At 45.6% G+C, this 22995-nt stretch carries 23 protein-coding genes; 12 read left to right on the top strand and 11 right to left on the bottom strand.

Annotation, left to right across the window (positions count from 1 at the left end; all coding sequences use genetic code 11):
• Positions 1–6: 6 nt before the first annotated feature.
• Entirely contained in the window at positions 7–819 is an 813-nt protein-coding gene (gene pyrF, locus NX720_RS09960) for an orotidine-5'-phosphate decarboxylase (RefSeq protein ID WP_262600961.1), read from the bottom strand.
• 124 nt (positions 820–943) lie between these two features.
• Here pyrF and NX720_RS09955 point away from each other — a divergent pair, with 124 nt between their 5' ends.
• The 6 genes from NX720_RS09955 (at position 944) to NX720_RS09930 (ending at position 5711) form a co-directional block, all read left to right on the top strand.
• Entirely contained in the window at positions 944–1423 is a 480-nt protein-coding gene (locus tag NX720_RS09955; protein ID WP_262600960.1) for a YbjN domain-containing protein, read from the top strand.
• 82 nt (positions 1424–1505) lie between these two features.
• A complete protein-coding gene (locus NX720_RS09950; protein ID WP_262600959.1) occupies positions 1506–2582 on the top strand; it encodes an RING finger domain-containing protein in 1077 nt (358 codons plus the stop codon).
• Between the two features lie 23 nt (positions 2583–2605).
• Positions 2606–3511, top strand: a complete 906-nt coding sequence (locus NX720_RS09945; protein ID WP_262600958.1) for a DMT family transporter — start codon at positions 2606–2608, stop codon at positions 3509–3511.
• A gap of 48 nt (positions 3512–3559) precedes the next feature.
• Positions 3560–4021: a nucleoside deaminase gene (locus NX720_RS09940; RefSeq protein ID WP_262600957.1), complete on the top strand. Its 462-nt coding sequence runs from the start codon at positions 3560–3562 to the stop codon at positions 4019–4021.
• A 107-nt stretch (positions 4022–4128) separates the two neighbouring features.
• A complete protein-coding gene (locus NX720_RS09935; protein WP_262600956.1) occupies positions 4129–4272 on the top strand; it encodes a hypothetical protein in 144 nt (47 codons plus the stop codon).
• Positions 4273–4661: 389 nt separating this feature from the next.
• Positions 4662–5711, top strand: a complete 1050-nt coding sequence (locus tag NX720_RS09930; protein WP_262600955.1) for a hypothetical protein — start codon at positions 4662–4664, stop codon at positions 5709–5711.
• Here NX720_RS09930 and NX720_RS09925 read toward each other — a convergent pair.
• The 4 genes from NX720_RS09925 to tnpA form a co-directional block, all read right to left on the bottom strand.
• Complete coding sequence (locus NX720_RS09925; RefSeq protein ID WP_262600954.1) at positions 5708–5935, bottom strand: hypothetical protein; 228 nt, start codon at positions 5933–5935, stop codon at positions 5708–5710. The genes NX720_RS09930 and NX720_RS09925 overlap by 4 nt on opposite strands.
• The gene (locus NX720_RS09920; RefSeq protein ID WP_262600953.1) at positions 5907–9773 is read right to left on the bottom strand and encodes a hypothetical protein; all 3867 of its coding nucleotides are present in this window, start codon (positions 9771–9773) and stop codon (positions 5907–5909) included. Before NX720_RS09920 ends, NX720_RS09925 begins: the two co-directional genes overlap by 29 nt.
• 152 nt (positions 9774–9925) lie before the next feature.
• Positions 9926–10876 (bottom strand): LysR substrate-binding domain-containing protein, encoded by a 951-nt coding sequence (locus NX720_RS09915; RefSeq protein WP_262600952.1) that lies wholly within the window; start codon positions 10874–10876, stop codon positions 9926–9928.
• Between the two features lie 470 nt (positions 10877–11346).
• Positions 11347–11775, bottom strand: coding sequence for an IS200/IS605 family transposase (gene tnpA / locus NX720_RS09910; RefSeq protein WP_262600926.1), 429 nt, complete (start codon positions 11773–11775; stop codon positions 11347–11349).
• Between the two features lie 65 nt (positions 11776–11840).
• Between tnpA and NX720_RS09905 the strand changes: the two genes are divergently transcribed.
• Positions 11841–13013 (top strand): RNA-guided endonuclease InsQ/TnpB family protein, encoded by a 1173-nt coding sequence (locus NX720_RS09905; RefSeq protein WP_262600951.1) that lies wholly within the window; start codon positions 11841–11843, stop codon positions 13011–13013.
• Positions 13014–13026: 13 nt separating this feature from the next.
• On the opposite strand, the gene NX720_RS09900 is transcribed toward NX720_RS09905, so the two are convergent.
• The 4 genes from NX720_RS09900 to NX720_RS09885 form a co-directional block, all read right to left on the bottom strand.
• Positions 13027–13482: a type I restriction endonuclease gene (locus tag NX720_RS09900; RefSeq protein ID WP_262600950.1), complete on the bottom strand. Its 456-nt coding sequence runs from the start codon at positions 13480–13482 to the stop codon at positions 13027–13029.
• 23 nt (positions 13483–13505) lie between these two features.
• Positions 13506–14072 (bottom strand): DUF4276 family protein, encoded by a 567-nt coding sequence (locus NX720_RS09895; RefSeq protein WP_262600949.1) that lies wholly within the window; start codon positions 14070–14072, stop codon positions 13506–13508.
• A complete protein-coding gene (locus NX720_RS09890; protein ID WP_262600948.1) occupies positions 14072–15256 on the bottom strand; it encodes an AAA family ATPase in 1185 nt (394 codons plus the stop codon). The genes NX720_RS09895 and NX720_RS09890 overlap by 1 nt, the downstream gene beginning before the upstream one ends.
• Positions 15257–15397: 141 nt before the next feature.
• Complete coding sequence (locus NX720_RS09885; RefSeq protein ID WP_262600947.1) at positions 15398–15583, bottom strand: restriction endonuclease subunit S domain-containing protein; 186 nt, start codon at positions 15581–15583, stop codon at positions 15398–15400.
• A gap of 169 nt (positions 15584–15752) precedes the next feature.
• Here NX720_RS09885 and NX720_RS09880 point away from each other — a divergent pair, with 169 nt between their 5' ends.
• The 3 genes from NX720_RS09880 to NX720_RS09870 all read left to right on the top strand — a co-directional run bounded on the left by NX720_RS09880 (position 15753) and on the right by NX720_RS09870 (position 18775).
• On the top strand, positions 15753–16148 hold the full coding sequence (locus tag NX720_RS09880; protein WP_262600946.1) for a hypothetical protein: 396 nt from the start codon (positions 15753–15755) through the stop codon (positions 16146–16148).
• Between the two features lie 80 nt (positions 16149–16228).
• Positions 16229–17722, top strand: coding sequence for an ISKra4 family transposase (locus NX720_RS09875; RefSeq protein WP_262596131.1), 1494 nt, complete (start codon positions 16229–16231; stop codon positions 17720–17722).
• A 3-nt stretch (positions 17723–17725) separates the two neighbouring features.
• A complete protein-coding gene (locus NX720_RS09870) occupies positions 17726–18775 on the top strand; it encodes an IS4 family transposase (RefSeq protein WP_262600945.1) in 1050 nt (349 codons plus the stop codon).
• A gap of 4 nt (positions 18776–18779) precedes the next feature.
• On the opposite strand, the gene NX720_RS09865 is transcribed toward NX720_RS09870, so the two are convergent.
• Positions 18780–19958: a restriction endonuclease subunit S gene (locus tag NX720_RS09865; protein ID WP_262600944.1), complete on the bottom strand. Its 1179-nt coding sequence runs from the start codon at positions 19956–19958 to the stop codon at positions 18780–18782.
• The gene (locus NX720_RS09860) at positions 19948–21528 is read right to left on the bottom strand and encodes a class I SAM-dependent DNA methyltransferase (RefSeq protein ID WP_262600943.1); all 1581 of its coding nucleotides are present in this window, start codon (positions 21526–21528) and stop codon (positions 19948–19950) included. The genes NX720_RS09865 and NX720_RS09860 overlap by 11 nt, the downstream gene beginning before the upstream one ends.
• A gap of 399 nt (positions 21529–21927) precedes the next feature.
• On the opposite strand from NX720_RS09860, the gene NX720_RS09855 reads away from it, so the two are divergent.
• Complete coding sequence (locus NX720_RS09855; protein WP_262600942.1) at positions 21928–22563, top strand: hypothetical protein; 636 nt, start codon at positions 21928–21930, stop codon at positions 22561–22563.
• Between the two features lie 106 nt (positions 22564–22669).
• Positions 22670–22939 carry a hypothetical protein gene (locus tag NX720_RS09850; RefSeq protein ID WP_262600941.1) on the top strand — a complete coding sequence of 90 codons (270 nt, stop codon included), beginning with the start codon at positions 22670–22672 and terminating at the stop codon, positions 22937–22939.
• Positions 22940–22995: the final 56 nt, after the last annotated feature.

Raw genomic sequence — 22995 nt, 5'->3', positions numbered from 1 at the left:
AATTTGTTATCGGTGCTGGTTCACTTGATCGCGCAGCTCGATAGTTGCTGTACGGGCAGCTTCGGCGAAATTCTCATCGTTACCCGCGTAGATAATGCCACGGGATGAGTTAACGATAATGCCTTCACCTTCACGGTTCAGACCGCTTTTAACCGTCGCTTGAACATCACCACCCTGAGCACCCAGCCCCGGAACCAGGAAAGTCATGTCGCCAGTAATTGCACGAATACGCTTCAGCTCGTCCGGGTTGGTGGCTCCAACAACCAGCATGATGTTGTTATTGCTGTTCCAGTCTTTCATGGCGGTTTCAGCAATGACCTCATACAGGAACTGGTTACCGACCTTCAGGTTCTGGATAGCACCTGCGCCCGGATTGGATGTACGGCACAGCACAATGGTGCCTTTATCTTCATAACGGGTGAAGGGTTCTACCGTATCAATGCCCATATAAGGGTTAATGGTAACGGCATCAGCACCATAGCGCTCAAAGGCTTCCCTGGCATACTGGTCAGCGGTGCTGCCAATATCACCCCGTTTGGAGTCAAGAATAACCGGAATGTCCGGATAGTTGTCTTTGATGTACTCAATGGTCATCAGTAGCTGGTCTTCTGCACCAAGAGCGTGGTAATGAGCAGCCTGGGGCTTATAGGCACAGACCAGGTCATGAGTGGCATCAATGATGTACTTGTTGAACTCAAAAACAGATTGATCCAGCTCTTGAAGATGAGCCGGGAATTTTTCAGGCAGAGGGTCGAGGCCAACGCAAATGAGAGAGTTATTTTTGCGCATAGCAGCACGGACTTGATCCAGAAAACGCATAGCAAAGCCTTATTACATAATCTGGGCGCGCAGTGTAACAGAAATTATTTGCTATCGCCTCTGCTGAGAAAATCAGGTATGGTCTGCGCCTTCCCAATAACACCCTTTTACAGGACTCTGTTGCATGCATGAACTTTTAATACCGGACGTCGCACAGATTGAAGCCTGGCTGAGACAGGCCGGTTACGAGTTCTGGATGTGCGACCGCTGTGATGGCCTGCATATTTCGGCTCTACAACAGTTGGACGGTGTGCTCGACAGCCGCTTGTTTATCGAGCCTTATGGCATTCTGTTCAGTACCGAAATAGATTTAAAACTGTCCACTGTTATGAAACTGAATGCTGAACTGGGGCGGTTTAACGCTTCTCTGCCCACCATGAAGCTGTTTATGGAAATCATGGACAATGGCGGAGCGCTGCTGGTGTCCAGCGATGCCCTGATTACCACCAAAGGCGTGACTTACGACCAGTTTTACGATTTTCTGGATATGACCACTGAAGCGAAAAAGTGGTTGCTGAATGAGTGTCATGAGTTGCAGGTTATTTTTCAGGGTGAAACCGAACCAGCGGCGCATCAGCCAGAGGTGACGCCTTCCTTGCACTGATATTCAAAAGCCGGTGAACTTTTATGCCGCCTGACCGTCCAAGGCTTTTGAATGATCCATCTCATGGAAAAGGAAGGATGCAATGGAAGCAACAAGGCCTACACAGTCGCAATGCTCTTCTGGAATGGGAGAATCTGTCGATGCAGGCGGCGTCGGAACCAGAACCAATGAAAGTGCGAATGCTACGGGTGCTTTTCGTAATGTTAAATTCAATGGTCATAGGGTTTCTGTGGCCAGGTATGCGATGAAGGTTATGGAGAGTATTGGTGATAACTGTCCCATTTGCATTGAGCCCATGGTTGCCAGCGGCTCAAACTTTTCTCTTCCCTTGACAGTTCTACCCTGTTATCACCTCTATCATGAGCATTGCATCAGGTCCGCCCTGGAGCGTCGCCAGAAATGCTCAATCTGCCAGACTCCCGTCAGCCCTTCAGTACTCGGGGGAAACACGTTTACCGATAAAATCAAGCTGGCTGATAATTTGCCGCTGGAGTGTTCCGGAAATGGCTGTTTAGTAAACGACGCGCAACAGGTGGAAAATTTCAAATGCCCTTACCCTGCCAGCACGTTTTCTCTAGGTCAGCCCGGGCAGTTTGTGCAGGAAAATAGCGGGCATCTCATTCAATGGCTGAAAAATTTCTTTGCGTCACAAGGTTATCCTGATTGTAGAGCAGGCTATATAGAGAATCAGCCGGATAAACAAAACCATATCGCGCTTTCTGTGACGACCAGTCCGAACAGGCAGCCTCAGCTTCTCTATTACCATTGCGCCGAGATAAATAGCGGACAGTCAGTTGAGGAGTGTTTCGATATCCTTATGAAAGACGCCTTGACCGATAAACTGTTTCTGGACTTGAAAAAATCTCGGCCAGCGTATTTTCTTCAGGATACAAAGCTGTTTATAAAGGGCTGGAGCCTTTACGAAAATAAAGTTTACTTTTCTGGCAGCTCTTTGATCGGCCTTGATTTTGTCATCGACCTCGACCGTGTCATTGACCCTTCAGGAGATAAAGTCAACACAGAGCTTATGAAGGGAGAGCTGGCACGGCTCCGTGCTGACCTTAACCCTAACGAGCTGGCCAGCGATGCCCCTGCCGAAGGCACCTTAAGATTCTGTAACCGGGGGGGAGGTCGTACAGTATTATTTTCTCTTCCTTGAGGAGCTTTTTTTGAGGTCAGATCATGAACACAGTTTTGCTGTTTTTGCTTTGTTCCCTGATCTGGGGGTCAACCTGGTTCGCCATTACCTTCCAGTTAGGTGTTAACAGTCTATGGTCGGTGTTTTACCGCTTTCTTCTGGCTGCCGTTATGCTGGCGGTTTACTGTTGCCTGCGAACCGGATTTCCGCGTTTAACCGTTTCCCAGCATTTTCGGCTGTTTGTACAGGGTGCCTGCCTGTGTGGCATTTCTTATTGGCTGGTCTATGAAAGTGAACGGTATATTACCAGCGGGCTGGTCGCCGTATTAAGCACCAGTGTCTTGTACTTTAACGTGATAATCAGGCGTCTATGGCTGGCAAAGCCCGTTGAGGCAAAGATCGTGGCAGGTGGAATTCTGGCGAGCGCTGGTGTTTTACTGCTGATGCTACCGAAGTTGGATGCTCAAACGTTGATCGGCTCCGCTGGCAGGGGGGTGCTGGAAGCTATTCTGGCTTCACTGTTGCTTTCCTTTGGTTGCGTCGCCTGTGAACGGAACGAAGAAGATAATTTGCCCATGCTGCCAACGGTCACGCTGAATATGTTTTATGGTTCTGCAACGGTGGCCTTCATAGCTTTAGTACAGGGTATTATGCCGGAATTCAGTTTATCTTCAGCGTACATAGGTTCTCTCGTCTATCTGGCCGTCTTTGGGTCGGTAGGTGCTTTGTCATCGTATGTTCTACTGATTCGCAGAATCGGGGCGCACCGGGCTGCCTTTATTGATGTCGTTTACCCGGTCATTGCCCTTTGCCTGTCTTCGCTGATGGAAAGCTATCAGTGGAGTCTTATTGCGCTGCTGGGTGTCACCTTTATTGGTGCAGGTAATCTTGTTGCATTAAAGTCGTCGAAAACTGATTCAGAGGGGCGACTGTCAGAAAATCAGAACTAAACTCAGTCTGCGTATATTCATCTTTTGCAACAGACTGAGTTGAGCCTTATGAGTGAGCATAGCCGCTATATTTCCCGGACTATCGAATTGGCAAACCATGCAATGGATAAAGGGAATCATCCCTTTGGTGCCCTTCTGGTACACGACGATAAGGTTCTGTTAGAAGCGGAAAATACCGTCATATCTGAAAATGACGCGACCCGACACGCTGAACTGAATCTGGTCAGTCATGCCAGCCATCAGTTAGCCTCTGATGTTTTGCAGGAGTGTACCTTGTATACCAGTACCGAACCCTGTGCCATGTGTGCCGGAGCCATTTACTGGGCAGGTATTCGCAGGGTGGTTTATGGTGGCAGTGCAGAAGTATTGCGACAGATCGCCGGACCGGGCATTGGCCTCTCCGGGCAGGATGTTTTTTCAGCCTGTCATCAACCCGTTGAACTCATCGGGCCAGTGGCAGATGAGCTGTCTAACGAAGCACTTCTGCGTCATTGGCCACACCCCTCTTGATATCCTCTCCGGTGGGCAATGTTTGAGCTGCTGAAGCATGGGCTCTACAGGCCACTGGAGCGAGCAGGCAGACAGACCTCGACCTGAACAAGGATGACGTACAGAAAATGACTCAACAGCTGAGAGAGTCTGTCTGTGAAAAAATGGGTATCGGCCTTAAGGATCAGGCAGGGTGTGACGAAGTACATATTGTAACAGGACATAGAGGAAAAGCCTCTCTGTCCGGATTTCTGGGGTTGCTTTCGGGTTAACCCCCTGAAACCCTTAATGAGTCAGGAAGGGACAAATGATTAGTTCAATTCGCAACTTGATAGCTCCAATAAACGGTGAGCAGGCCAGATTTTGTCACGCACCGGATCAACGGAGGTTCGTCTTTGGTTATTGTCAGCCCAGCGCAATTGACAGGGAGCCATCGGATCAACTCCAAATGTTGAGTAAAAAGTTGAACGAAAGGAAGATAGCCAATTTATCTTTTGAAGATTTCAAGCATTTTGATCATTCTTTTAAGGAGTATGTAAATAGAAGTCGGACTTATTGTGAGTTAGTTAGACGTACAGATATCCAGAAGAGGTGGGGTCAATGGTTAAGTGTTTTTGTAAAACGACTGGATCAATATCTGTTACCTTATGATTCAGAGCCGATGCATCAGGCCAGCCACGAGAATATCCTTGAGAGGTGTGATGAGCTGATTTACTTTGTCGAGCATCCGCCTGAATACCATCAGCATACAGGTGGGACAAAGTTATTCATGCTTAAAGCTTGCAGCATTCTTCTTTCGGAGATGAACCTGAAGGAAATAAAAAAGGCTATTGGTGATATAGAAAGTGGCAAACACTCTGTTTCCAGCCGATTGCTATCGCTTCTAAAAGGCATTTACAACGCCCAACAGGAGTCATTCAAAGTTCAGGACATGCTTGACAGTTCGGAGCTGTGCAAGGGTTTCCGGGTAGAGCAGCTATACAGACTTTTTATCGATGAAGGAGATTGGAAAAAGTACGGTTTAAAAATGTTTTGCTATGAAGATGAGCCAGGGTACGCAGCTGCTATGTTAAAGGCATTCAGAAGCGTCGGTGATATACTCGGCAGCGGCAAACTCGACATCGATAAAATTAAACAGATTTACCGGTTGGCAACATCTGACGTGCTTTCCAGCAAAAGCGGCAACATTATTAGTGACGAGCTTAAGGAAGAAGAAACTAGTTGCGATTTAGTAAACAACAACAACTACGACAGGGCTGAGAATTTTACCGAAAAGGGGCTTGGTGAGGTTCGGGAAGTAGCCAGTCAGAACAAATACCCTGAAATAGGACTACGTGAAAGTCAGCAGTTGAGGGTTCTGCATGACCATAAGAACAACAGAGGCTTTCAATTATCGAACGAGTTTTGCCAGACTTTTGAAGCAGAGCTGCAACAAATAAAAGAGTCACCCAATCAGGGCGTGGAACAGGAATCACAGAAGATTGCCTGTATTGCCAAAGTTTGCCGAAATATCCAGTTTACCCACCCATTCAGAGATGGTAATGCCAGAACAATTGGGTGCATTCTGGTTAACGGACTACTGATGAGAGAAGGTCTGTCACCCTCTCTGATTAATAATGCGAACAAATTTGACGCTTACAGTGTTGATGAGTTGGTGAAGGTTATTCGATTAGGGCAAAGTCATTTTAATGCCTTAAAAAACCGTTTTTAAACAACCCAGCCCGGGTTGAGTGCCAGTGAAGACGTAAGCCACTGGTCTATATTCACCTGATGCTTTCCTGACTGCTTTGCTTTGTAGTCAAGCCTTGTTACAAGAGAATGCCTGCCTGCATGGGCAATGGATAGGGCAAGACAATCGAAGGATAGAAACATCACGCCTCGACAAGTTCGGTGTGTAAAATTCAGGTTACTCCTGTTTATTCGAAGTATTTGCATGATGAGTTTTCAGTTCCTCTGATATACTCTCCATCTTGTTGATCAGAGAGGCATCCAGGGGAATATTATTTAACTGTTCTAAAACCAAATCTTCACTGATAGTATCTTTTGATTTGCTTGATGCACCTGTAGCTGGTGTGTAGCCTGGAATAGCCTTATTAATTAAATTAAAATATTCTTTTCTCCTTGTTTTTACTGATAAAAAAACTTCTTTCATATTTGAAATGTTATTTATCAGGAGGGTTAATTCCTCAAGATTATCAAGGGCAAAAGCTATATTTAAATTTAATTGTTTTGAAGTGGTTTGATTACGCTCTGATAGTAATTGATTGAATGTCATGATTTCGCCCAAAAGGTTTTGCAAGTTATTATCATCTTCGCCACTGCTTGTAATCTGTTTAAATAAATCTATGACTCTATTTGCAGATTTATGGTAGCTTGAACGCATATCAATACTTGGAAGATTTATATTTTTTTCACTGAGTAATTTAAAAATATCTTTTAACCCTTTAATATCTGACCTGCCTTTAACTTCCCTTATCGCTTCTTCTAGCTTTGAGTATTTAATATTGGAAATCATACTTTCATAGTTACGCATTTTTTTCTGTTCACTAAGTATTTTGGCTGTGAATTTCTTGATTTTAGCGGTTTTTATATCGATATTAAGGTGGTGAGCATAAATGAGTTGATCATAGCCAACTGCTAAACTCACTGTCGTTTTGGCATACTCTTCGGCTTCTGAATAATTTTTGTTTTTAAGTGCTATGCCTGCCCGGTAATAAGATTCTTCCCATTTCTGTTTCTCTATTTTTTCCGCTTGTTCTGGAGTAAGAATATTTTCTCTGTCGTTCTCTCCATCACTCTCTCCATCACTCTCTCCATCACTCTCTCCATCACTCTCTTCATCACTCTCTTCATCACTTTCTATTTCTGCGGTCTTGTGGTGTTTATGTTCGTGAAGTATTCTTCTCTCCAGATGATGTATTTTTTTTAATTGTTCGATATTTTTGAGTTTTAGAGATAGCATTTCTGCCTCATTTAGCCAAACTGTATCTATTATTCCTTCTATTTTTTTTTCTTTGTCACTTGTTTGTTTTGACCACAGATCCAAATCTTTTTTAAATTTTTCCAGTATCATAAAGAGCTGTACAATTTTTACTGAATCATCTTCAGGTGCATTTTTCTCTATAAATGAATGAAGTTGATCAATATGATCCTGTATATTTTTATAGGGTTTTTCATTTAATATATTTTTATATTCCGCTAAGGCAACAAAGCGGAATTGTATATACTTTTCCACGCCGTTCATTATTTTTTTTCGCACCTCTTTCTGCTTTGTTCTTTTATATAGATTATCTAATGTTAAAAATAATTTGTTGGCATAACTGTAATCTTCTTCATGAGATTTTACATGAAATAACAATGTGATAATAACGCCGCTTGTTTCTAAATCAAGTTCTTTGTAAGTGTTCTCGGGTGGAATAATATTGAGCAATTTTTCATGAATCATGAAGAACAGCCTATGAGAGAGTATAAATAGCTTTTTCCCCTGTGTTGTAAGCCCGTCAATAGGTTTTCTGTTTTTGGCAAAGAAATGCTTGATTAATTCAGTGAATAGTATTTCTTCACTTTTGACTTTGTTGTTTTTTAGGGATCGAACAGTGTCAGGTTTCCATGGATTACTTAAAATATAAGGATAAATTCCATTGAAACTAATAATGGTTCTTAGCATTAATGAAATACAAGACTGAACCGTTTTTTTTGCAATCTTTGACTTGTCATTATCTGGCAGGTCTATTATTTCTTTTAATAAATTATTATGGTTTGCCAGACTATTAATTATAGCCATAACGGTAACAGGGGACTTTAATGGTACTGCGCTTTCATAATCACCATGAGTTGTTTTAATAAACACGGGTATTTCTTTATAAACAATTTCCATGAAAGCTTGAAGTAGTATTATCGTACAGTTAAGGATTTTAGTGATATCTTCAAGTTCTCTATGAAAATATAAATCACTCATTTTTTGTTTGAACTTCGGAAAATGATTGGCTCCTGATGCTAAATTGATACGTTCCCTGTTATTTTTTTTTGGCAATAAAGTTTCAAGAAGGTAAAAGAGTTCTCTTGAAAGGAAATCAAAATTACTGGCTATTTCTTTTGGATTACTATCGACCAGAAACTTGAAAATTTTGCTCAATGCTTTTGGTGTATCCGGCCCTACTATAGGGTCTATTGTTTTTGTGACAGCTACCGGTGAATTGTCGCCAAACATCGCTACTTTCAGGCTCTGCTTAGGTTGAGCCGGACGTGTTTTTGGCCTGCAATCAGCACAGACAAATTTAAGTGATGTGGAAGATGGCTCAGGAGGAATAAAAGGCTTTTTTTTACGGCATTTGGTGCATTTTTTTGGCTTTGCGCTTTGAGCCTCTGGTTGATCGACCTGCTGTTCTGCACAACGGCTGGCTTCATATAAACCAGCCTCTGATGTTGTTGGCTGGTTCATATAGAGGATCTGGCCATGAAGAGGCAGAAGCTTTTTTAAAAAGTCAATTATATTGGTATCAAAGTGTTTGTTATGGCGGCGAGCCAGTAGTCTGTTTACAACGGATTTAATGGCACTGGTTCTGACTGGACGGAATACATCCTGAACAGCCTCTTCTGTCCCCTGAGTTCCCAAAGTTTCCCGGTCGGCGTTATAAAGGTTTTGCATAAGTTGTGTATAAGAGATCAGGCGGTATAAAAACGATGTATCAAAAATACTTTGGTGACTGATAGAGGCCGCCATATCTTCAGATTGACTCAGGGTTATCAGCGTTTCCCGGGTTCTTGATGGCGTCGCCAGAAAAATAAACCCTGAGCCCGGGTGCCTTCCTGCTGATGAATAAACGATGTTTCCCACTTCATTGGAAACTTCCTGAAGTGGGGAGACTATAAAAGTACTGGAATTCAGGGAGCTTACACGGTGTTGGGGCTGGAGTTCCAGAGAATGGGGTGGGCTATCCATGGGGACTGACAGTTTTTTCAGGGAATGCTCTATAACCTCTATGAGCAGACTGGATGAGAAAAGACTGTAAATGGCAGAATCACTTTCTGCCAGGTGGTCGCATGATTCACTAAAGCAATCCATCACCCAGGCAAAGGGAGTGTCTGGCAATAGAATGCGAGTGGTTGAAGAGAAAGGGGTATTTTTATTGATGACAACAAATAACTCTTTCATCCCCGGAAATTCTGATGAATTTACAAGAGTAATATCCACGCGGTCGACAGACTCTCTCCACATAAGGCCAGCCAGATCATGCCAGCCATTAACAGGTGGCAGGTCGCTGCTTTCCATGAGAGAAGGGTTGGCATTTTTAAGAAGCTTAAGGGTCAGTGTCTTCGATCCATGGCCGTTTTTTACCCGGAGATAGAGCTTTCCGGACAACTCCGGATCATCAATATAAACTGGCATGGTGGTGGGAAGGGAGCGTTGTCCGGCAGCGATACGCCTGTAATAGAGCGCGTAATCAAACAATGTCCGGCCTGCGTATAGCAGGCAGGATACCGGCCAGTAAATTTTCCAGCCAAACATTATGGTATCTGCTGTTGTCCTGGGGAGGCGAAATACTGGATAGGCCATTTTATAGGGGATCAGCAGCAATAATGGCATTACGGCATAGGCCAGTGAGTTCAGAACCGCAGTTGACAGCCCTTCCAGATCAAAGATGCAGGTTTCCGAAGCCAGTCTGAAAGAAAACAGATCCGGATGCTGTGGATATAAATTATTACTGGAATAGAGTCTGAGGCTAAAAAGTAAACATACCAGAAGAAGGCAGGATTTAACTGTTTTGCTCATAGCTTTTCCAGCCAAAAAGAGGTTGAAATAGGTATTGCTCACGACTCGGGCAGGCAAAGTGTAGTAACCGGATCGAAAGAACACCAGCAGCTCTAACCTCCTCCCGCCGCTTGATGGGTGTATTGTGGAAATTCCCGATAAAATATTAAAGCTCAGGGCACGTGATAACCCACTGGTTTGTTGTTATCGTGTTGCAGCCAGATTTTATTCAGCCAGTCTTCTTCGCCCAGCCATTCCAGCACCCACCTGAGACCATTCCCCATATTCTCTCTGTTCCAGGCCAGAAAGCAGCCATCGCTCATGGGGATATCCACGACTTCGCAGCGTATCAGTTGCCCGGCGTCGATATAAGGTTTGGCAAAATGCGAGGGAAGAATGGTTGAGCCCAACCCTTTCACCAGACACTCAATGGCCATGCGGAAACTGGGCACCGTCAATACCTGCTGGTCATCCAGCAACAGGTTATAACCGTGCTGGAACACCCTGGAGGTATCCTGAATACAGATCGATGTATGCTCGCGGATAATATCCTGAGTCAGAGGCTCGCTGACTTTTGCCAGAGGGTGATCGGGAGACACCACAAAGTCCCAGCTCAGACTGCCCATTGTTTTCCATTCAAAACGGTCATTGTTAAGAATGTTATCCGGTATGATTTTAGGCGCTCCCAGTACCAGCTGGCAGCGGTTATGAAACAGGGCGTCCCAGGAACCGTTATGAACCTCGGTGTTGATGATCAGGTTGGTTTCCGGGCGTACTGCCTGAAAATCTCTTACCAGGTCGTAGACCATGCCCTGGTTCACCACGTTGTCCAGGGCAATGCGCAGTTCCTGCTCCCAGCCCGTGGCCATTTGTCGGGTACTCAGTTCCAGTTCTTCCAACTCCAGCAACAGGCGGTCAGTGTGCTTGATAAAGTGTTCACCGGCCGGTGTCAGTTCTACCCGTTTGCTGTCTCTCAGAAACAGTTGTACATCAAGGCGCTCTTCCAGCTTACGCACGGTATAACTGATAGCGGACGGCACCTTGTGCAGGTGTTTCGCTGCAGCGGTGAAGTTTCTGAAATGGGCGACAGCCCTGACGATTTCAAGTGAATCCGTTGGGATCATAAAGAGTTACTACTTATAAAAGGGGGTAGATTGTCGGCAAGGATATAACTTATCCCGTCATTCTGCGAACCGTAATAAGGAAAGGCAGGATGATCACAAAGTATTCCGATTCAAAAATAAAGAATCAGCATACAAAATAAGTTGATGGTCGTACTGGGTCGAATCCCCTACTCTGCATTCATCGCTTCGATGCGCGGCGCAACATGCCTGGTTGCCTGACGCAACAGCTATGCAATCTGAACTACACTGTTGCCTGTTCCCGTAGTTCAGAATCCGCAGGCAGAAGCGAATGAGGCTGCACTTAAAAGCAGGCTCAGGTGGATGATCAGCAAAAAACCTCTGTAACTTTGGTACAGGGGTTTTTTTGCACTCAACTAATCCCTCCAATAGTATTTTTTAGCAAAATCGTCGTAAACCCTCGCCCAATGCGGGCGGGGATATAAGACGGGAAGGCGCAGAGCCTTCCGCCATCAATCTGGTGTACTCTGGCTATTAACGTAGTCCTTCAGAGTCTCGATAGTTGCACCGCCAGCACTGCAAGCAAAGTAAGACCTTGACCACATTAAGCCTGCTTTGCTCTGAGCAGTAAGGTGGGTATTCAGCATTCGCAACCGTCTTGATGATGTTGATTTGAGATTATTTACCATGACACTGATAGCCAGTTTTGGTGGGTAGGCCACCAACAGGTGTACGTGATCTTTTTCGCCATCCATTTCAAGTAACTGGCATTCCAGTTTTTCACATGCACTCTCGAACGACTCCCGTAACTGCTTGATCATATAGCCATCAAAAAGCTTTCGTCTGTACTTTGTCGTGAACACCAAATGAACAACCAGCTTGGTAACGCTATGTCGTTTGCGAAGATACCCTTTAAGCAAATCTTTATTGTGTGTGCTCACTTGAAAACCTCTTTCAAATACCTGTAATATAAAGCTTATATTAATGAGCACTGAAATAACATTCCATGCTGAGAGCCACCAAAGTACGAATCTATCCAACATCAGAGCAGGCGGAATTTCTCGACCGTCAGTTTGATGCTGTGCGGTTCGTATGGAACAAGGCCCTGGCTATTAAGGTTCATTATTACAAGGTTCGTGGGCAGAGCCTTTCTCCCAAAAAACACCTGAAGCCCTTGTTGGCAAAAGCCAAGAAAAGCCGAAAGTACTCATGGCTGAAAAACGCTGACTCTATTGCACTGCAACAGGCCACTATCAATCTGGATACGGCCTTTCAAAACTTTTTCAATCCCAAATTGCAGGCAAGATTTCCTCGCTTCAAGAAAAAGCATGGCAAGCAAAGTAGCTACCATTGTACGTCTGTCTCTGTGGGCGATAACTGGATAAAAATCCCCAAGTGCAAGCCCATAAAGGCTAAAGTGCATCGTGAAATAGTGGGTAAGGTGAAGTCTATCACCCTGAGCAGAACGCTAACCGGCAAGTATTTTGCCTCCATATTGGCTGATGATACTCAGGAACAACCAAAACAGATTGATAATCTTGAAGCTAATCAGGTTGTCGGTGTTGATATGGGGATTACTGATCTGGCTATCACCAGTACCGGCCATAAGACTGGCAATCCTCGCTTTCTGAAAAAAGCACAACGTAACCTGAAAAGAAAACAACAGGCTCTATCTCGCTGCAAGAAAGGCTCAAAAGGTAGGCACAAAGCCCGTTTATTGGTGGCAAAGGCGCATGAGCGTGTAGCCTTTGCCCGTAATGATTTTCAGTATAAGCTATCAAAACAACTCATCGACGAAAACCAAGCGGTGATTGTGGAGACACTGAAAGTTAAAAACATGCTCAAGAACAAGCGTCTTGCTCGTTCTATTGCTGATGCTGGCTGGCATTCACTGATAACCAAACTCGAATACAAGGCAAAGCAGGAAGGTAAACATCTGGTGAAGATAGACCAGTGGTTTGCATCCTCTAAAACTTGCTCAGTCTGCGATTTGAAACAGGAAAAAATGCCATTGAGAATCCGATCATGGGAGTGTAGCTGTGGTGTTATCCATGACCGGGATATTAATGCAGCTCGCAATATCAAGAAGCAAGGCATATTGAAATTAAAGGCGGAAGGACTGTCCGTTTCTGCTGATGGAGGCTTGCGTAAATCCGGCAGACTGTCGGTTGCTGCCTAAGAAATCAGAAGCCTCACCCGATAGGGTGGGGAGCAGTCACCTGGTTGACCAGTTTGTAGATGTTTCGATCTACCTGATACCCAGCTTCAGGCTCTGCTGCCATTGCCAGCTCTGGCAGCGCAGCAGCGTCAGATTCCGTTGGGTAATCAATCAGCTGGATATATAAATCTTTTCTATTCGGGTCTTCACGTTTAAGCAGAAAACCATCCGACAGCCACTCACAAAACTGCTTATTACTGTCGTACAAATCACTGGCCGGGAGCATTTCCAGCTGACGAATTACTGACTCAATCTCTGCGTCGGTAATGCCTTCACGCTTATACTGCCTTGCCAGAAAAGCTCGCAGGTCATCCTTAATCAGAACCTCTTCCGGCTGCCGGTTGAGCTGTGAACCGGGAACATAAGGGTAGCCCTGCTCTCCCAGTAACTGAATAATCGCTTGTTCAAGACGTTCCTCTGTGAACTTCATCGTACTGTCCGTTTGTTACTACGTCAGGCTACCTCAATCCGCTCAAGATAAGCCTGCAACCCACTTAACAGATGCTGGAAACTCACGGATTTATTGGTGTTGAGAGAAAGGTGTGGAGAAATTTTTCGAGCCCCTGCCACTTTTTGGTAGCCCTTTACCAGCTTTTTCAGTTCTTCCTGGGCATTGGCCAAAGCATCCGGATTTCTAAATTTTTTGCTTTGCTGTCTGCCTGCCAGTCTGGGCTGATCAAAAGCAGCGCCAACAGCTGCCAGATCGCCCAAAAACCAGCTTTCCAGTTCATGCACTGCAATACGAATCAAGGTTTCAGGGCGGCCACTGGCTTCACATATTTCCTGCAAACGTTGTTTCAGCTGTGTGCAGTCACTCTGATCCTTATCACGGATCACTACAAACCAGCTGTTTGGCACATTCCAATTTTTGAGTTTGATTGGGATGGATTTCTCTAAATCCTGTTTGCCTTCATGGGGAATACAGAGAAACGAAACCTCCGGAGGCAAAACTCTGGGCAACAGGCTTTCCAGCAGAATCTTTGCAGAATGCTCTTCCAGCATAAACACCAGCTGAATCATCAGGGGTTCACCCCCTCAAACAGCCCTTGCTTCCAGAGTGCTCCCGGCAAATCTCCACCCTTGACCAGGCTGACTAAAAGAGCATTATCAGAAGCACGTTCAATCGTGGTAACGCCCTCTCTTTTCTTAAGCCAGAAAATCTCATCGAGTTGAATACTGTTAAGCATATCTGGCGAATGGCTGGTCACCATTACCTGCCCTCCCCGATCTGAGTATTCCCTGAACTCTTCTGCCAATTCGGGCATCAGGCTTGGGTAAAGCTGGTTCTCAGGCTCTTCCACACAGAGTAATGGATGAGGAGAGGGATCATTTAACAGTAACAGATAGGCAAACATTTTGATGGTGCCATCAGAGACGTAGCGCGCGATGAACGGATCTTTAAAGCTACCGTCCTGAAACTTCAGGACAATCCGACCATCATCCGTTTCCACCGCCTTAACACCTTCCACACCGGGAATCCGCTGTTTCATTTTTTTTAGCACCCGGTTAAAAATATCCGGATGTTGTTCAAAGAGGTATTGTGCTACCAGTGCCGTATTATCACCACGGGAAGAAAGGTGTTCGGCATACCCGGCATCATTGGTTGTACGGGCATCACTGATATGAAAATCAGACACATGCCAGTGTTCAATCAGCTGGCGAAAAGCACTGGCGGCCTTAAAGCGCTGGAATTGCCCTAACCCCTTAACAGCCAGAATATCCGGGCTGTCCAGAGTCTGCTCTTCCCGGTCAAGCTCAGAGTCTTTTTTGTTGAAATCTTCTTCGTTAAGGATGGCGTAGCCTGAACCATTACTAAAATCGAGAAAATGATAGGGTGAGCCGTAGCTTCCGCGTTTGTAGCGTAAAACCTCCCTGGCAATCACCGGTCGGTTATTGTCCAGCTTGATTTCCAGAACGTAAGTCACCAGCCGCTCGACCTCACCGATGGCAAGCCGAAACTGGAGAGTAAACACTATCGGCTGGTCAATACAGCCACGGGTTACTACTTCCTTGAAACCACCCCGTTTCTGAAGAGCTGTGCGAACGTTGCCAGCCAAAGCATCTTTCAGGAAGCCAAACACATCAAACAGGGTGCTTTTACCGCTGCCGTTAGCCCCCACAAACAGGCACAGGCCGGGCATGTTGCGAATCCGGACATCCTGGAAAACCCGATAGTTTTTTATAGCCAGGGACTCAAGCTTCACTGTGCTGCTCCCATAATCGTTACGGTTATGAACTGTTTTTTCACAAGGTTACCACCTTTTAGCTTGCTCTGTACGGCCTATGCCAGCTGGGCTTCATCAAAATTTTTCATTCCTCTTCCTTGCTCTTAACGAGCGGGCTCCTTATGCGACAGCGGCTTCAGTTTGTTGTTGGGCTTCAGGGATGCGGAGTTCTCCGGAGATGAGTTTGGGGAGAAGGGTGTCTCTGAGTTTGGTAAGCTGATTCGCTTCTTTCTGAATTGAAACAATCCGCTGAAAGTAAGGTTTGGCAATCTTGTCATACTGATTCAGAACGGCTTCATTAGGCATAAGAAACGGAATTTCTCTGAAGTTCTTTTTACTGATCTCAAGGAAAGTACTGCCATTAGCCCTTGATACCAATGGCACTGACTTAAGACTTAATCCCTTGGCATGAAAGGCTTGCCCAAGAACAAATCATCTATAAATAGATGAAGTTAACAGAGCCCTCGAGCAAGCCATGAACAAGTCTAGCCCAGAATATCTAAAACTCGCTGACCAATGTCTGAAGCAGTTTGCACAAACATCTGAAGACGCCTTGGCTTCTCTACTCTCCACAGAGATCCTGAATGCCTTTGAGAAAAAATCGACCTCCAGAGTTAGAGATTATCCAGCCCTGAAAACCCTTACTCTTTTTATGCGTCAGGTGTCCAATGAAGACAAGTCCTGCAGAAAGGTTCTTGTACAGGAGTCACTTGAACAAGCAGCAAATGACGAAGTGTCCGACAAAACCAAGAATGACGCCTACTGCAAAGCACGTAAACGGTTGCCGGAAGATCAGGTAAAGTCATTGTTTCAGATTTGGGTGCGGTTCATTTGCTACGACGCTCTACCCCAGCAAAACCAACTACTTTGACGACCGAGAGCAAAGAAAAAAGGGCTGTTTCGTGGTGATATAACGTCGCCAAACAAATAACACCGGAAAAGCAGCCCTTTGTGAACGCATCTTACGCTAATACTCTCGACTTTCAATTTTTTTCTCCTGCACAGGATCACTTTAATAGCATGATCCGCCACCTCGAATCTGCCTGCCTGCAGGAACATGGCACAACTGAAGAGTACATTCGAACCAATGGGGACGAGCTGCTTCGGCTAATGTTTCAGGGCTATCTCGATAAACAGGCTGAAGATGAAGAAAGAGCAGTGTCTGTCACTCCCTCTGACGGCATACCTCGTAACCATATTCGTCAAAATACCAGCCGGGTTCTCACCACGGTGTTTGGCAAGATAACGGTCAAACGGTTTGCTTATAGCCAGCGCAATGTCTCCAACGAATTCCCACTGGATGCCGGGCTCAACCTTAATAACGACCAATATTCTGATGGTGTACGCAAGCGTGTGGTCACGGATGCTATTGATCGTTCTTATGACAATGTCGTCAAACGGCATCGTGAAAATTGCCCCGGCATAGTTGGCAAGCACCAGGCAATAAAGCTGGTTGAAGGCACAGCTCAGGATTTTGTCGAATTCTATGAACAACGAACCATAGAAGATGAGCAAACAGATGATCTATTGGTTCTGAGCTTTGATGGGAAAGGTCTGGTCATGTTGCCAGATGGGTTAAGGGAAGCGACCCGCAAGAATGCAGAGAAAAGCAAGAAAAAATGTCAGACACGTTTAAGTCCGGGAGAAAAGAAAGACCGGAAGCGTATGGCTATGGTGGCGACTGTTTACACTGTGCGGGCAAACCCACGCTCACCAGAGTCCATCATGAACTCTGAAAAGAAAGCGGACAATGTCGTCAAATTTCGACCTCCAATACGCAACAAGAGGGTTTGGGCCAGTGTTGAGAGGGACGGAGAAACAGTCATCGAAGAAGCCTTTGATGAGGCTCTCAAGCGTGACCCGGAACGAAAACGACAATGGGTTGTCGTGGTCGATGGGCATCCGCATCAACTGAAAATGATTGAAAGAGTCGCCCGCAGAAAACAGGTCAAAACCAGCATCGTAATGGATTTCATTCATGTGCTGGAATATCTGTGGAAAGCCGCTCATTGTCTGCATGATAAAGGTGATAAATCTATTGAGAAATGGGTTGAGCAGCAAGCACTGAAAATTCTTCATGGGCAGTCGGGCTGGGTAGCCAGGGGCATAAAGCAAAGTGCCACGAAACGAAAATTGAAGAATCGGGAAGCTATTGATAAATGTGCTGGCTATCTGCAAAAAAACAGAGACCGGCTTTGCTACGATAAGGCGCTGCGCTCAGGCTTTCCTATTGCCAGCGGAGTGATTGAAGGCGCTTGCCGACATTTGATAAATGACCGTCTTGATATAACAGGCGCACGATGGAGCCTGCAAGGCGCGGAAGCCATTCTGAAGCTTCGCTCAATAAACTCCAGTGGAGACTGGGATGAATACTGGTCATATCACCATTCGTGTTCTAAGAAACGAAATTACGGTGAGTTGGTGGTGAATAGGGCTTCGTCGTAGCAAATGAACCGCACCCTTCAGATTTCAGGAAAACGACTGGATGAAGAAAGCCCGGAATCATGGTTGTGGCACGGTCGGCGGGTTGTTATTGCCGATGGAACCACTGCTAATATGCCTGACACGACTGAAAACCAACAGCTCTATCCCCAGTCAAAATCCCAAAAAAAAGAAGTAGGGTTCCCTACTGTCAGGATGCTTGCCTTTATCACGCTGGGAAGTGGAGCTCTCATTGAGACAGCCATGGGAGCTTGTGAGGGAAAAGGCAGTGGAGAGCAATCTCTGATGATACAAATGATCCCGAACTTGAATGCTGACGACATTGTGCTTGGCGATGCCATTTTCGAGACGTATTTCATCCTGGCACTTTTGCTTATAGCAGGTGTTGACGGTGTTTTTGAAAAAAATGGTGCGCGTAAAATTGACTTCAGAAAATCCTTCATGAAACTGGGAAAAAAAGATGCTTTATTCAGATTGGAGCGTCCTCCAAAACCACCCTGGATGAGCAGAGAGTTTTACGATCAGTGGACACCGGATCACCTGATTATCCGTGCCATTAAAACGAAGAATCGTATCATCGTTACCACATTGATTGATGCAGAAGCATATCCACGCTCTGACATTAGCGCACTGTACACCAAACGCTGGAATATTGAGTTGGACTTCAGATCCATCAAAACAATTATGAATATGGAGATGTTGCGCTGTAAGACTCCAGCGATGGTGCGTAAAGAAATTTATGTTCATTTTCTGGTTTACAATTTGATACGGGCATTAATGGCGCGAGTGGCCAAAGCCACAGAGCAAGTTCCGAGGGATGTGAGCTTCAAGGCAGCAAAACAGACGCTAAATGGGGCTCGGGTTTTACTGTTATTCTGTCCAAATTGCACTCTCAACCAGGTTCAAGCTCAAATGATAGTTATCATTGGAGAACATAAAGTTGGAGACCGACCGGGACGATCAGAACCAAGAGCTGTAAAGAGGCGACCAAAGGCATTTAAAAAGCTCCAGCACTCTAGGGCTAAAGCTCGTCAACTCAATAAGTACAAGGGGTGAGAGCTTAAGTCAGTGCCATTGCCCTTGATACGACTTCTTCCATGTTGGCTTCTGCCCAACTCAGAAGATATTCACTACTGAAAGCGTCGTTGGGCTTCATAGCAATAATTCCCTGATTCACAGAAACAGGAATGTCATTAATTGCCAGATAGCCAATAGGTGCCCGTGAGGACATCAGCACAGTTCCTTCCGGTAATTGTCCCGAACTTATCTTTGCAACACCCGCATCGGTCAAATGTCTTTCGGTTCCAAGGAGTGCTTTGCTGGTCAACAAAGACATATCCTTAGGTGTACAGAAAGCATGCGTCCCGTCTACCCAGAAGGCATCCTCTTTTGTTCTTGGTGTACCCCCACCAACATTTTCAATGACTTTGCCGATCTGCTGAACCCCCCACCCCTCCGGAATCCACCCCATCTCAGCATCAAACACAAAGGATGCGGGAAACAGCTGGCGGATGGCTTCCGGCAGTGGTGCAGGCGCATCATCACTGGCTCGCATAGCCTGGCGCAGTTCGGCACGCTTTTGCGGGGGTTCGGGAATGGTGTTGCCTGCCGCCAGGGCGTTATCGATTACCGGATCAAAATCCACAAACCAGCTTTTAAAAAGGGCTTGCGCCATGTTTTCGAGGGTTTGGTTGGTTTGGCTGTTTAGCTCAATTTTAATATCAGTTGGCCTAGCCATATCGGCAATGAAATCTTGAGCTTCTTTAGGAGGCAACGGAAAGGCCAGATTCTCCAAATCACTACCACGTATTCCAGCTTGACCGGCGCCTTGCTCAACAATAGTTGAAATATTTGCCCGCCCTTGTGGCGAATTGAAGTAGTAATATGCGTATTCAGGGTTTACTTTTTCCTGGTCGAGCCTGACTCTGATCAAATGTGACTCAAACGTAGTTTCTTCATCGTCACCAAGAAATATGGAACACTTGCCAGCTCCAGATAACACCAATGACTGGCGAGCAAATAACAAGTCACCATCTTCGAGAAAAGAATTACTTTTCTCTTTTTCTGTCATGGGTACTCGATCACACGGGATATTATGCATTCTGCCATAGGCAAAAACCTCCCCCATGTTTATAAACTTATAGCCTTCTCCCCGTACCTTCTTAGGTTTGGTTAAACCATTTCGAGATGGCTGCTTGTATAAAGTTTTAAATTTGACTAGAGGCCACTTACTCACCATAACCCAACACCTCCAAATTCCCACGAATCACAGCATCCAGCTTCTCCGCATCCTGCATCTGTTGGTAAAGAGTCTGGCTCAGTTCCTTCATTTTGGTTTCAAAAGGAATGCCATCGTCTTCTATCTCAGCAGCACCCACATAGCGCCGCGGTGTCAGTACATAGTCATTGGCTTTGATCTCTTCCAGCGTTGCCGCCTTGCAGAAACCGGCTTTGTCTTCGTATTCGCCAGAATCTTTCTCTCCACGCCATGCATGGTAAGTACGGGCAATTTCGGCAACATCCTCAGCGGTCAGTTCTTTGTTGGTGCGGCTGACCATGGAACCCATCTGGCGGGTATCAATAAACAGGGTCTCTTCTTCACGGCTCTTATAACCATGCTCGGTATCTGTTTTTTTATTCTTGGTTAGGAACCACAGACACACCGGAATCTGGGTGGTGTAGAACAGCTGCCCCGGCAGAGCGATCATGCAGTCCACCAGATCGTTTTCGATAATCTTCTGGCGAATAGACCCTTCGCCACTGGTGTTGGAACTCATGGAACCGTTCGCCAGCACAAAACCGGCAGTGCCGTTGTCCGACAGCTTGGAGATCATGTGCATGATCCAGGCGTAGTTGGCGTTGCCGGTGGGTGGTGTTTCATAACCGTCCCAGCGTGAATCGTCGCTGAGTTCGCTGGCCTGCCGCCACTGCTTCTGGTTAAACGGCGGGTTCGCCATAATAAAGTCGGCTTTTAAATCGGGATGCTGGTCTTTAAAGAAGGTGTCGCCCGCCACATCACCGAGGTTTGCGGCAATGCCCCGAATCGCCAGGTTCATTTTCGCCAGCTTGTAGGTGGTGCTGGTGTGTTCCTGCCCGTAGATGGAGATATCCTTGCGGTTACCCTTATGGCTGTCCACAAACTTGATGGACTGCACAAACATACCGCCGGAACCGCAGCAGGGGTCGTAAATCTTGCCTTTGTACGGCTCAATCATTTCCGCAATCAGCGTCACCACTGACTTCGGCGTATAGAATTCGCCCCCGCCCTTACCTTCACTGGCGGCAAACTTGCCGAGGAAGTATTCATAGACACGACCGACCAGATCTTCTTCGGTCATATGGCATTCATTCGCCATGGTCTCGATATTGTTGATGGTATCAATCAGCGCCGACAGCTTGGAACCATCCAGCCCCAGACGGGAGAAGTAGTTATCCGGCAATGCGCCTGCCAGCTGCGGGTTGTTCTTCTCGATATCGTGCAGGGCGGTATCAATTTTCACCGCAATGTCGTTCTGTTTGGCGTGTTTCAGCACAAACGACCAGCGACTTTCTTCCGGCAGGTAGAAGACGTTCTCCATGGTGTAGAAGTCCACCATATCCACAAAGTCAGCGCCGTATTCGCTCTCGATCACAGCCCTGCGCTCTTCAAACTTGTCACTGATGAATTTCAGAAAGATCAGGCTTAAGACAATGTGCTTGTATTCGGAGGATTCAACGCTGCCGCGCAGCTTATTGGCGGATTCCCAGAGGGTTTCTTCGAAGCCTTTCTTTGATGAAGGGGAGGCTTTTTTTGCAGGTTTTTTAGCCATGTTTGAGGTACTGCTAAATTTGAAATTGGCGTCATGGTATGTGGGGGTTAACAGGCGCGTCAATACTGATTAATCACTGCCTTCGGATATCTGAATTTATACTCTATCTGTCGTGTTTTATGGTTCGCTATGAACACCTCTCCTGACGCAGCGGGCCCGTTTCTCTGAAAGACTTGTGGATCAGGTTTCACCATCCTCGGTGAATCGCCCGGTGCGGACCCGTAAGCTGTGGTGATGTGGGGGCTGGAGGTTAGAGACCTCGGGCTACCCGATTTAACCGTACCTCTCGGCGATGTTAGCGACACTAACAAAAGTGTTAGTGCTGATTACAAAATAATAAACAAAAAATCTTCTTTAGCTGTCTATATAAAGAAATAATTCAATGAATGGATATCAATTATGTCTATTATAAATGGATCTTTATTTGGAGATATAGTTAAGTTTCATAAGCCAGAACACTACGCCAGTACAGCTGTGATTGTAATAGATGAATCGGACAATAAATGGCCTGACGAAACTATGGAAAACTGGCTTGCTAGAAAACAAAGCCAACAAGAAACCCTCCGCTTTTGTAAAGAACTGGGGTGTAGAACAATTGTTGTTCATGAATATAGAGAGAGACACCCAAAGCATATTTATGACATTATTGAAAAACCAGATTTTTCCTGTATTAAGAAAAAAGTGGGAGTGCTCAACTCAGAGACAAAACCAACCTTAATGCATTTCTTAGAAGAAGAAAAAATTACAAGCCTTGTTCTTATGGGTGGACATTATAGTATGTGTGTTAGAGAGTCTTTAATAGGGCGTTGCTCTTATGGAGTTAGAAACTCTGGTATCTTAAATTATCACATTACTGTACTTTCGTCGCCTTCTTTACTTGCGCATTATAAACCTGAAATGTATCAATTAGAGCCAAAGTTTTCTGCGTCCGCCACCACATTCAACAATCAAGACAATGAATATCTTTGTGATACTAAATGGCCACTCTTTGCATTACATCCTATGATGAGATTTTATACCAAGATAGAGGAATAGTTTCGATTCTTATGTGTGCGGCTAACGAATGAAATGGACTCCTCCCACTTTTGGCAAATAATGCCAGACTGGTATAGCCAGCGATATATTCCATCAGGAGAAGCTCATGAATACATTAACCCTCGGTATCGACCTGGCCAAAAATGTGTTCAGCCTGCACGGTGTTAACCAGAAGGGCAAAACCGTCATTCGTAAAACGGTAAAACGCCAGCAACTGATACCTGAAGTAGCCAAATTACCTCCTGCCCTGACCGGTATGGAATCTCGCTCCGGTACTCATTACTGGGCCCGTGAATTTATCAAACTGGGTCACGAGGCCGGATCATGGCTCCGAAATACGTTACCCCGTATCGACAGTGTAAAAAAACGGCAGTAATGATGCAGAGGCCATCTGAGTGCACCTTGCTTGCAGTCCGATAAAGCGTCTTTTTC

Source organism: Endozoicomonas euniceicola, assembly GCF_025562755.1.
In the GTDB taxonomy this organism is placed as follows: domain Bacteria; phylum Pseudomonadota; class Gammaproteobacteria; order Pseudomonadales; family Endozoicomonadaceae; genus Endozoicomonas_A; species Endozoicomonas_A euniceicola.
Note: the sequence above shows the minus strand (reverse complement) of the source record. Positions and strands in the feature narration are given on the sequence as shown.

Excerpts from the sequence above, each read along its gene's own strand:
- pyrF (WP_262600961.1), bottom strand. The coding sequence starts at position 819 with ATGCGTTTTCTGGATCAAGTCCGTGCTGCTATGCGCAAAAATAACTCT.
- NX720_RS09955 (WP_262600960.1), top strand. The coding sequence starts at position 944 with ATGCATGAACTTTTAATACCGGACGTCGCACAGATTGAAGCCTGGCTG.
- NX720_RS09950 (WP_262600959.1), top strand. The coding sequence starts at position 1,506 with ATGGAAGCAACAAGGCCTACACAGTCGCAATGCTCTTCTGGAATGGGA.
- NX720_RS09945 (WP_262600958.1), top strand. The coding sequence starts at position 2,606 with ATGAACACAGTTTTGCTGTTTTTGCTTTGTTCCCTGATCTGGGGGTCA.
- NX720_RS09940 (WP_262600957.1), top strand. The coding sequence starts at position 3,560 with ATGAGTGAGCATAGCCGCTATATTTCCCGGACTATCGAATTGGCAAAC.
- NX720_RS09935 (WP_262600956.1), top strand. The coding sequence starts at position 4,129 with ATGACTCAACAGCTGAGAGAGTCTGTCTGTGAAAAAATGGGTATCGGC.
- NX720_RS09930 (WP_262600955.1), top strand. The coding sequence starts at position 4,662 with ATGCATCAGGCCAGCCACGAGAATATCCTTGAGAGGTGTGATGAGCTG.
- NX720_RS09925 (WP_262600954.1), bottom strand. The coding sequence starts at position 5,935 with ATGCAAATACTTCGAATAAACAGGAGTAACCTGAATTTTACACACCGA.
- NX720_RS09920 (WP_262600953.1), bottom strand. The coding sequence starts at position 9,773 with ATGAGCAAAACAGTTAAATCCTGCCTTCTTCTGGTATGTTTACTTTTT.
- NX720_RS09915 (WP_262600952.1), bottom strand. The coding sequence starts at position 10,876 with ATGATCCCAACGGATTCACTTGAAATCGTCAGGGCTGTCGCCCATTTC.
- NX720_RS09905 (WP_262600951.1), top strand. The coding sequence starts at position 11,841 with ATGCTGAGAGCCACCAAAGTACGAATCTATCCAACATCAGAGCAGGCG.
- NX720_RS09900 (WP_262600950.1), bottom strand. The coding sequence starts at position 13,482 with ATGAAGTTCACAGAGGAACGTCTTGAACAAGCGATTATTCAGTTACTG.
- NX720_RS09895 (WP_262600949.1), bottom strand. The coding sequence starts at position 14,072 with ATGATTCAGCTGGTGTTTATGCTGGAAGAGCATTCTGCAAAGATTCTG.
- NX720_RS09885 (WP_262600947.1), bottom strand. The coding sequence starts at position 15,583 with ATGCCTAATGAAGCCGTTCTGAATCAGTATGACAAGATTGCCAAACCT.
- NX720_RS09880 (WP_262600946.1), top strand. The coding sequence starts at position 15,753 with ATGAACAAGTCTAGCCCAGAATATCTAAAACTCGCTGACCAATGTCTG.
- NX720_RS09870 (WP_262600945.1), top strand. The coding sequence starts at position 17,726 with ATGAACCGCACCCTTCAGATTTCAGGAAAACGACTGGATGAAGAAAGC.
- NX720_RS09865 (WP_262600944.1), bottom strand. The coding sequence starts at position 19,958 with ATGGTGAGTAAGTGGCCTCTAGTCAAATTTAAAACTTTATACAAGCAG.
- NX720_RS09860 (WP_262600943.1), bottom strand. The coding sequence starts at position 21,528 with ATGGCTAAAAAACCTGCAAAAAAAGCCTCCCCTTCATCAAAGAAAGGC.
- NX720_RS09855 (WP_262600942.1), top strand. The coding sequence starts at position 21,928 with ATGTCTATTATAAATGGATCTTTATTTGGAGATATAGTTAAGTTTCAT.
- NX720_RS09850 (WP_262600941.1), top strand. The coding sequence starts at position 22,670 with ATGAATACATTAACCCTCGGTATCGACCTGGCCAAAAATGTGTTCAGC.